Genomic DNA, 9,619 nt, shown 5'->3' with positions numbered 1-9,619 from the left:
GCCTTCGAAGGCCGCCTGACCCCGAGCAACAACTGACACCTCAACAACCAAGATCAGCCGTTAAATTGACACACCCGACGCCCGGCGAGCGACATCACTCACGCTTCACACGAGAGGGTGCCGTGGATCTGCCGGACATGGGCGGTCGATCCAAGTACCGGAGTGTGGCAGCTAGTTGAGCACCGTTTCGAAGCGGTGGTCAAAGAGCGAGCAATTCAGGGGGACGGCTGTCGGGTGTGTGCGGGGTACGTGATCGACGACACGAACTCGCTGTTCACCTGGTTCCCGGAAATCGCGGACGAGCTGGATGCTCCGGACCTTGACCCGCGTCGGCTGCCTACGAGCCAGCACAACATTTCGCGGAAACATGCTGCCGAAGCGGACAGCGTGGGTACGTACGTGACCTTGCCTTGGCGATGCCGTCACGGCCACGGCTGGGAAGCCACCGTCCTCAACCGTGTCCAGGGAACCGGCTGCGGCAGGTGCTCGACTTCTGGGATATCGAAGGAGCAGGTCCGGCTGGTTGCTGAACTCGCGGGACTCGTCTCCCTTGTACCGCCGGGGAGCCGGGATCCACGGCTGCCGGACGGTGTGCCCGACTTCGCCTCGCACCGTCTCGCCATTCCGCCCGAGCACAAGCCGGCCCACTGGCGCTACAAGGACGTCGAGGTCGACGCCGTCTTCCATATGCCTCACGGGATCCGTGTAGGCCTCGAATACGACGGCGCATTCCACCACTCCGACAGACAGCGAGACCGCCGCCAGTACGAGAAAGAAAAGAGCCGCGTGCTGGTTGAAGCGGGGCTCCTGGACCTGCTCATTCACGTGAGAAGTGGCGATCTGCCGCAGATGTTGGCACCCCACGCTCTGGTCGTGGCGGTACCTGAACGGGCCACGGCCCACCAGCAGGCCAGCGCAGTGGCCTCGGCCCTCTCGGCGCGCTTCCCCGGGGCCGTGCCGGGCCTGGACGCGTACCTCAACGGTGGCACGGCCCGGCACCAGGCCGCTGCTGATGCCTACATCACCGCGGTATGGGGCGAGCTGCGTCCTCCGCGCCGAAAGCCGAAGAAGGCGGGCCCGTCGACACCGCGCCGCCTCGCACCAACGGCCCCGTACGCAGACAGCCTGCTCTCACCCATTTCCGATCCCTACCGGAACCCGGAAAACCCAAACGAGATCATCCGCGACTACCAGTGCGCATGCCGAAGTCCCGAGATCTTCACCGCTGCCCAGTCCCAGGTCACTTCCGGAAACACCCGTAGCTGCGGCTGCCTGGCCCAACAGGCCAGACAGCGTCCGCGGCCAGCCGTCTGCAAGGCCGAGACCCACGCCGCTCGAGCCTGGGCCCAGCAACGGGGGACAGCCATCGGCGGAAGCGGACGAGTCCCGGACCGGGTGACCGCTTCCTACCGGCTCGACCAAGCCGGGCGCGACGACCTGCTCGGCCCGGACGGGCTGCTGGATGAGGCTCGCGTTCGCGAGTGGGCGGTGTCCGCAGAACGCCAACTGGGCACGAGAGGCAGGCTGACTGGAGAGCTGTGGCTTGACTACGCCACCAAGGAACTTGCGGTTGGAACAAAGATCGACGAGCCGCCGGATCCGCGCATCGGCCGTTGATCAAAAAACCGGGAGCTCCGCCGGGTCGGCTACCATGGTCGACACGGCAGACGAGCCGGGCGGACGGCCGCGTGGAGCCCCCAGGGGCTTCCCGAGGAACGTCCGGACTCCATAGGGCAGGGTGGTGGCTAACGGCCACCCGGGGTGACCCGCGGGACAGTGCCACAGAAAACAAACCGCCGGGGACTTCGGTCCTCGGTAAGGGTGAAACGGTGGTGTAAGAGACCACCAGTGCCCAGGGTGACCTGGGCAGCTAGGTAAACCCCACCCGGAGCAAGGTCAAAAGGAGCCGCTGTAAAAGGCGCGCTCTGCGCGGACGTTCGAGGGCTGCCCGCCCGAGTCCGCGGGTAGACCGCATGAGGCCAACGGCAACGTTGGTCCTAGATGGATGGCCGTCTCCCCGGCCGCTGCGAGGCGACCGGGTGACAAAATCCGGCGTACAGCTCGACTCGTCTGCCAGCGCAGTTCTGGCCACGCTCTAGGTGTATTGATCACGAGCGTTGTTAACACTGGCCGGGCTTGATCATGGCGAAGACCTCCGGTGTGGTGGAGCTGTCTAGGACTGCACCGCACGGAGGTCTTCGTGTCCCACCGTAATGCCCGGCTGACCGTTCACGGCAGGCGACTGCTCGTCGAACGGGTCCGTTCGCTACGGTCAGCGAGCAGGACGGATCGTCATCGGGGATGATCGTGGTCGCCTCCTTCGAGGATCAGTCAGTGGGGAGTCAGCGCCCGGACGCAACAACGACGACCTTGCCGCTGGGCAGCGCGCCCGCGACGAACAGGAGCAGGTCCTAATCGCCCCGGCCCCGTTGGGCGAGCGGCCCGGCTCAGGTCATCGACCTCCGGCTCGGCGAGGGGCCATCGTTATCCGGCGTGATGGACCAGGGTGAACTCCACGTCGGATGCGGAAGCCGCTGCACGGCTGGCGCCGAAGTCCGCCAGGCGCTCGCCGCTCGGCGCGACGCTCGCCACTAGGTCCGTGCGGCGCGGGCCGTAGGCCAGGTTTCGGTTGGAGATACCGCGCGCCGTGACGAAATCGCCCGTGCTCCCACGCGGTATCAACTTCCGACTCGGCCACCACGTCCGGAGCGAGGGGAGTGTGTTCGAGGCCGAGGCGCCCCGGCCGGAACTCGCCGCCGCCAGAGGTGGCGGACATGCGGTCCGGGGCTGCCTGGGAGGCGGGTTTCCCGTGCCGCGGTCAGATGACGTTGACGGTGTCGAGGAAGAGGGTGGCGAGCTCGGTGTCGCCGGTGAGTGTCACGTCGCTGTCGCGCCAGGACGAGCGCTGGGTGCCCCAGTCGGGGAAGGTCAGCGCGGGGGCGGTGATGTGCGCAGCGACCTTGCCGTCGGACGGAGCCAGGCCGCCCGCCTCGTCGAACCACCAGGTCCCGCCGCCGGGGCCGGTTAGGGTCAGTGCGACGCGGGCGTCGAGCCCGGCGACCGGCGCCTTGGCGACCTGATTGCTCAATACGGCGATCATCCACGTCAGGACCGCGCGCATGCGGTCCGCGTCGGTGGGCGGTGCGGGCCGGCCGAGTGCGGGGGCGATGTCGTGGCGCAGGTGGGTGTGGTGGTCGAAGACGAGCGCACCGCCGATCATCAGGGCCAGGGGGTAGCGGCCGATTTCGGCCAGCGGAACCCGCACGCGGGCGGCGGGTGTGCGTCGGACCACGTCCAGGAGGGTGGTGGCTCTCCGGCTGGCACGCTGGTACTCGGCCATCACCTTGGCGCGGCTCCAGTCGCGCCGCCGGTCGACGGGCTTCTCGGCGCCCTGTTCGAGGCTGGAGGCGAAGAGCTTGCTCATTCCGGCGGGTGTGTAGAAGCTGCCTGCCGTCGCGCCGATGTGGGCGACGACGTCGGCGACGCGCCATCCGGCCGCGGCACTGGGCGCGGTCCATTCGTCGTCGGTGAGGCTGCTGGTGAAGTTCAGTATCTCGGCGCGTTCGGCGCGCAGGGCGGCGGCCATGTTCGGCAGGTCGGCGGGGGGCAGGCGCTTGCTCATGTCGTGGTCTTCTCTGGTTGCGGGGCGGGGCGGCGAATGGCCTGTACGGCGGTGTCGTAGAGGTCGAACTGGTTGACCTGTCCGTCCAGGCGCATCCACTCTTCTGTGGCTGCCTGGAGGCAGGTGATCGCCGCGGCGGCGATCGCGCGGGCCTGCAGGGCGCGGCGGTCGGAGTCGGGCAGTCGCGGCTCGATCAGCGGTGCGAACAGGTCCTGCCAGCGGGCCTGCTTCTCGGCGTGGCCGGCGCGCAGGGATTCGTTGCCGAACAGCAGCGTGATCATCTCGAGCCGGCGCTCGGCGGTGAGGTCGATCTCCTCGAGCACCTGGAACGCCGCACGCAGCGACGCCCAGACGTCCTCGTCGGCCGGGCGCTCGGCGAGCCGCGCGGCTATCAATTCCCCCTGCTCGGACAGGCCGTTAAGGGCGAGGTCTTCCTTGCTGCGGAAGTAGTTGAACAGGGTCCGCTTGGAGACACCGGCCGCGGCGGCGATCTCGTCGAGGGTCGTGTCGTCGTACCCCTTGGCGGCGAACAGTTCGAGGGCGGTCTTGGCGAGGAGCGCGCGGACCACCGAGCGGGTCTGTTCCCGAAGAGGTGTCGGTTTCTGGGGCATGCACCGATGGTACATATCTTCGCCAGGCGCAGCAACTTGCACTCAGTGCAAGTGTGTGCGTAGAGTGCAGCCATGAGCAAAATTGACTATCGCCGCCAGACCGTCATCGTCACCGGAGCCAGCTCCGGGCTCGGCGCGGAATTCGCACGCCAGTTGGCCCGTCGCGGCGCGGATCTCGTCCTCGTCGCCCGCCGCGCGGACCGGCTCAAGGACCTGGCCGACGACCTCACCCGCGCCCACGGCGTCACGGTGCACGTCGTCGCCCGCGACCTCGGACAGCCCGACGCCGGCCGCACCCTGCGCGCCGAACTCGAGTCCCGCGGCATCTACGCCACCGGACTGGTCAACAACGCCGGCTTCGCCACCCATGACGCTCTCGCCGACGAGGACCCGGACCGCCTGCAGAGCATGATCGCGCTGAACGTCAGCGCGCTGGTCGACCTCAGCCGCGCCTACATCGGCCCGCTGGCCTCCGCCGACACCGGCATCCTGATCAACGTCGCGAGCCTGCTGGGCTTCCAGCCGACCCCGTACCTGAGCGTCTACGGCGCCACCAAGGCCTTCGTCCTCAGCTTCACCGAATCACTGTGGGAGGAGACCCACGACACCGGCCTCCGCGTCCTCGCCCTGTGCCCCGGCGCCACGAAAACTGAGTTCTACGACGTCGCCGGCAGCCAGCAGGCCGACTACGGCACGAAGCGAGCCACCCCCGCCGACGTCGTCAAGATGGCCCTGGACACGCTCGACCGCCGCTCCGCGCCCCCGTCGGTGATCACCAACGGCCGCCCGCTCGCCCTCGCCAGCAAGATCCTGCCGCGCCGCCAGACCGTCCGGTTCATGGGCCGCATGGCCCGCCGCTAGCCGGCACCTTCTCCACTGTCGCCCCACCAGCAGCACAGGCCCACCGTCAGTCGGCACTGCCTTCCGGTCGCCCCCACCCGCAGCAAAGGACACACCATCATGACCATCACAGAAGTCACCCCGCAGTCCACGGACGCCGAGCGCTTCGGCCACATCCTCGCCGTCCAGCGCGCCGCCTACCTCCGCGACGGAGCGCCCTCCCTGGCGGCGCGGCGCAACGATCTGAGCAGGCTCAAGGCGGCACTGATCGCCCGCCGCAGCGCCATCGAGGAGGCCATCAGCACCGACTTCGGAAACCGCTCGCGACACGAGACCGCGATGATGGAGCTCGGCGGCGTCGTCCAGGGCATCGACTACCTGAAGCACCATCTCCGCCGGTTCATGCGCCCGGCCGGCCGGCACACCGCCTGGCCCATGCGGTTGGGCACCAACCGCATCGAATACCAGCCGCTCGGCGTGGTCGGGGTCATCTCACCGTGGAACTATCCCGTCAACCTGTCGCTGATGCCGGTCGTCACCGCGATCGCCGCCGGCAACCGCGTCATGCTCAAACCGTCGAAGTTCACCCCGGCGACGAATACCGTGCTCGCGTCGATGCTGAGCGAGCTCTTCCCGCAGGAGCAGGTCACGATCGTCAGCGGCGACGGTGCCGCGTTCTCCGCCCTGCCCTTCGATCATCTCGTCTTCACCGGAAGCACCGAGGTCGGACGAGCCGTCATGAAGGCGGCGAGCGAGAATCTCGTCCCCGTCACGCTGGAACTGGGCGGCAAGTCTCCGACCATCGTCGCCAAGGGACATGTAACCGACCGGACCGTGTCCGACATCGTCTTCGGCAAACTCCTCAGCGGCGGGCAGACCTGCATAGCCCCCGACTACGCCCTGGTCCACGAGTCCGAGGTCGACGCCTTCATCGACCGCTACGACCGACTCGTGAAGACCGCCTACCCCGACGGTCCGAACAGCAAGGACTACACCTCGATCGTCAACGACAAGCAGTACGCGATCCTCACCGACCTGATCGACGACGCCCGTAACCACGGGGCACGGATCATCGAGGTCGGTCACCGGCCGGGCGAGGCCGCCCACCGCCCGCACACCCTCGCACCGACCGTCGTGCTCGGCGTCACCGACGACATGCGGATCGCCCACGAGGAGATCTTCGGCCCCATCCTCCCGATCTTCCCGTACCGCGACATCGACGAGGCCATCGACTACGTCAACGCACGGCCACGCCCGCTCGCGCTCTACTACTTCGGCAGCAACGACGCGGACCGGCGCAAGGTCCTCGACCGCACGACCTCCGGCAACGTCACCGTCAACGGCACCATCATGCACGTCGGGCAGGACGACCTTCCCTTCGGCGGCGTCGGCGCGAGCGGCATGGGCCAGTACCACGGGATCGAGGGCTTCCGGACGCTCAGCCATGCCAAGGGCATCTACGTGCAAGGCCGCTTCAACGCCGCCCGCCTCCTGTACGCCCCCTTCAGCAAGCGCACCGACGCTCTTCTCAACTTCTTCCTTCGATGACCGGCGGCTTCCGCCGCCAGGGCCTGACCCGTGTCGAAGCACGGTTCCGCGCGTAATCCGCAGGGCGGCTGGGTGTGACGCGAAGGGCCACACTCCCTTTTCTCCAGCGACGCAGCCTCGTCGACTGCCGTACCGAACTGCTTACTTGCGAACTCCCTCGGCCCGGCATACGGGTGCGGGCCGATGGGGGAACGTCCAAGGGCTCCCAGCCTGCAATGGTGCCGTCCGGTCGCCTCCTCCTGATGCAGCCGTGCTGTCCAGACCGGAGTAAACAATGAATGGAAATCACCCCTACCGCGTGCTGCGTGCCAGGCCGCTGTGGATAGCCAGCGGCGTCATCACGGGTGTCCTTGCCCTGCTGTTCGCCGTTTTCTATGTCGGCGCCAACATCGACCCGGTCGGCCATACGAAGAACCTGCCCGTCGGTCTGGTCAACTCCGACAAGGGGGCCGACCTCGGAGGCAAGCAGGTCAACCTGGGGGCGCAGATCGCTGAGTCGATCAAGAAGTCCGACGCGAGCGGAGGCAAGATCGACTGGAAGGTGATGGACCAGAAGCAACTGAAGGTGGAGCTCGGCAAGGGCAAGCTGTACGGCGCACTCGTCGTACCTGACAATTTCACCTCCTCCGTCACCGCGCTGACCAAGACAGCGGCCACCACGAATCCGGTACGCCCGCAGCTGACGGTGTTGACCAACCAGTCCGCCGGCAGCCTGGGCTCCACCTTGGCCCGGCAGGCGACGACGACGGCGGCCGAGACCGCCTCGCTCCAGGTGGGCAAGGGGCTGACCGCCCAGACGGAAGCCGAGCAAGCCAAACTGCCGGCCGCGGCGCGGGTCCTGCTGGCCGATCCCGCCGCCGTCACCGTGAAGGACGGACATCCGCTCGACTCGCACAGCGGTCTGGGCCTGACGGCGTTCTACTACGCCCTCGCCCTGGTGGTCTGCGGCATGCTCTCCGCCAACGTCATCAGCGGCCAGGTCGACCACGCCCTCGGCTACACCCACAACGACATGGGACCGCTGCGTCGGCACCGTCCGCTGATCCGGGCTACCCGGGTGCAGACCCTTGCCGTCAGCAGCACCCTCATGGCCGCCCTGTCCCTGCTGATGGGCACCCTGGTCATGGTGGGCGCGGTCGGCCTCATGGGCATGGACGCCTCCCATCTGTCGTTGCTGTGGCTGTACTCCGTAGCTGCTGTCGCCGTCGTCGGGATCGGGGCCCTGACTCTGCTCGCTGTCTTCGGTACGCCTGGGATGCTGCTGGTCACGCTGGTCTTCATCGCGATGGCGGTGCCAACGGCCAACGCCACCGTTCCGATACAGGCGCTGCCCGGCTTCTACCGCTTCCTCGCGGAGTTCGAGCCGCTGCGGCAGATTGGCGGAGGCATCCGCTCGATCCTCTACTTTGACGCCCAGGGTGACGCCGGTCTGACCCGGGGCTGGGTCATGATGGCTGCCGGCCTCGCGGCGGCCGCGCTGTTCGGCTTCGGCGTGCTGGGGTGGTACGACCGCAAGGGGCTGCACCGCATCCCCGCCGAGACGGAGCATAAGCACGCGAAGATCGCCGCCCCGGCAGGCCCCGGGTTCCACGGCCGCGTGCGCGACAGCGAGGGGAAGCCGGTGGCCCGCGCGACGCTGGCCCTCGTCTCGCCGAGCGGCCGCCAACTGGGCCGGACCGTGTCGCACGGCGACGGCTCGTATGCGTTGGATGCCCCGGCAGACGGCTCGTACGTCCTGATCACCGCGGCCGACGGCCACCAGCCGCAGGCGGGCACCGTAACCGCGGGCGCGGGACCGCTGGCGTACGACATCGCGCTCGCCCCGACCGCCGGCCGCGCCGGACTCGAGGTCCAGGGGACCGTACGGGCCAAGTCCGACCGGCAGCCGCTCGCGGCCGCGCGGCTGACGCTGGTGGACACCGCCGGGAACGTGGTGCGGACGACCACCACGGGCGCGGACGGCGGCTACGCGTTCACCGACCTGGCCGCGGGCGAGTACTCGCTGATCGCCAGCGGCTACGCGCCCGTGGCGTCCACTCTGGTTGTCGCGAGCGGTGCCACCGAGAGCTTCGACATCGAACTTCTCCACACCGCTGCGGAGTAGAGCCCGGAACGCGCTCATAGATCATCCCGGACGGGGCCATTTGTGCGGAGTGGTCCCCCGTGTGCGGCGCCCCGTGGGGACGGGAGGCACGCACACCGCGAGCGCTCGGCGAAGGCTCTTCGGAAGTCGGCGCCGAGCGCTCCGCGCTGGCTCGGGTGTCGGTTCGGCCGCGCAACCGGTGCTGGCCGGTACCGGGACAACCCCTTCGGAAGCCGATCGGTTTTCTTCGTGCTGGAATCGAGTTGATCTCGCAGTATGACAGCCCAGGCAAAGGCAACTCCCCGAGAGCGGCTGCTGGAGGCAGCGGCCACGCTCACCTACCAACACGGTGTCGGGATCGGCGTCGATGCGCTGTGCAAGGCGGCTGGAGTGTCGAAGCGTTCCATGTACCAGCTCTTCTCGAGCAAGGACGAACTGCTGGCGGCTGCCCTGGAGGGGCGCGCCTTGGCCTTTGCGGCACAGCTCCTGCCCGCGGCGGACGACGACCGCCCGCCGCGCGAGCGGATCCTGCACGTCTTCGAGCAGATGGAGTTGCAGGCGGGCGCGCCGGAATTCCGGGGCTGTCACTACCTTGCCGTGCAGATCGAGCTCAAGGACCAGAGCCATCCCGCGAGCCAGGTGGCCCGTCGAGTCAAGGGCAGTCTGACAGCCTTCTTCCGTGCCGAGGCGAAACGGGGTGGGGCAAGTGATCCCGACCTGCTGGCCCGGCAGCTCAGCCTGGCCTACGACGGCGCCAGCGCCCGCGCGGGAATCCAGGCCGACAACCTGACCGGCCTCATCGCACCAACTGTCGCCACCCTGCTCGACAGTGCAGGCCTGTCGGCGACGCCTGAAAACTGGCTCACGAACGGCGGATCAAAAGTGACCCACTCCGTGATCTTCTGACCATTCTGA

General features: G+C 68.1%; 7 protein-coding genes and 1 other RNA gene. 6 read left to right on the top strand and 2 right to left on the bottom strand.

What is annotated here, in order from left to right; genetic code table 11:
* Positions 1–249 precede the first annotated feature (249 nt).
* Complete coding sequence (locus tag RMT89_RS39020; RefSeq protein WP_315888502.1) at positions 250–1,617, top strand: hypothetical protein; 1,368 nt, start codon at positions 250–252, stop codon at positions 1,615–1,617.
* Positions 1,618–1,668: 51 nt separating this feature from the next.
* Positions 1,669–2,073, top strand: an RNA gene (gene rnpB, locus RMT89_RS39015) — RNase P RNA component class A.
* A 745-nt stretch (positions 2,074–2,818) separates the two neighbouring features.
* Here rnpB and RMT89_RS39005 read toward each other — a convergent pair.
* Together RMT89_RS39005 and RMT89_RS39000 are read right to left on the bottom strand one after the other, a co-directional pair.
* Positions 2,819–3,622 carry a maleylpyruvate isomerase family mycothiol-dependent enzyme gene (locus RMT89_RS39005; RefSeq protein WP_315888501.1) on the bottom strand — a complete coding sequence of 268 codons (804 nt, stop codon included), beginning with the start codon at positions 3,620–3,622 and terminating at the stop codon, positions 2,819–2,821.
* Positions 3,619–4,233: a helix-turn-helix domain-containing protein gene (locus RMT89_RS39000; RefSeq protein WP_315888500.1), complete on the bottom strand. Its 615-nt coding sequence runs from the start codon at positions 4,231–4,233 to the stop codon at positions 3,619–3,621. Before RMT89_RS39000 ends, RMT89_RS39005 begins: the two co-directional genes overlap by 4 nt.
* Positions 4,234–4,305: 72 nt before the next feature.
* Between RMT89_RS39000 and RMT89_RS38995 the strand changes: the two genes are divergently transcribed.
* The 4 genes from RMT89_RS38995 (at position 4,306) to RMT89_RS38980 (ending at position 9,610) form a co-directional block, all read left to right on the top strand.
* On the top strand, positions 4,306–5,094 hold the full coding sequence (locus RMT89_RS38995) for an SDR family oxidoreductase (RefSeq protein ID WP_315888499.1): 789 nt from the start codon (positions 4,306–4,308) through the stop codon (positions 5,092–5,094).
* A 99-nt stretch (positions 5,095–5,193) separates the two neighbouring features.
* The gene (locus RMT89_RS38990) at positions 5,194–6,621 is read left to right on the top strand and encodes a coniferyl aldehyde dehydrogenase (protein ID WP_315888498.1); all 1,428 of its coding nucleotides are present in this window, start codon (positions 5,194–5,196) and stop codon (positions 6,619–6,621) included.
* A 274-nt stretch (positions 6,622–6,895) separates the two neighbouring features.
* A complete protein-coding gene (locus RMT89_RS38985; protein ID WP_315888497.1) occupies positions 6,896–8,725 on the top strand; it encodes a DUF3533 domain-containing protein in 1,830 nt (609 codons plus the stop codon).
* 255 nt (positions 8,726–8,980) lie between these two features.
* Positions 8,981–9,610, top strand: coding sequence for a TetR/AcrR family transcriptional regulator (locus RMT89_RS38980; RefSeq protein WP_315888496.1), 630 nt, complete (start codon positions 8,981–8,983; stop codon positions 9,608–9,610).
* The last annotated feature ends 9 nt before the right edge of the window (positions 9,611–9,619 follow it).

Origin of the sequence: Streptomyces sp. P17, from assembly GCF_032436805.1 — a bacterium.
Lineage (GTDB): Bacteria > Actinomycetota > Actinomycetes > Streptomycetales > Streptomycetaceae > Streptomyces.
The sequence above is the reverse complement of the archived record's forward strand: the minus strand, read 5'-3'. Positions and strand labels throughout refer to the sequence as shown.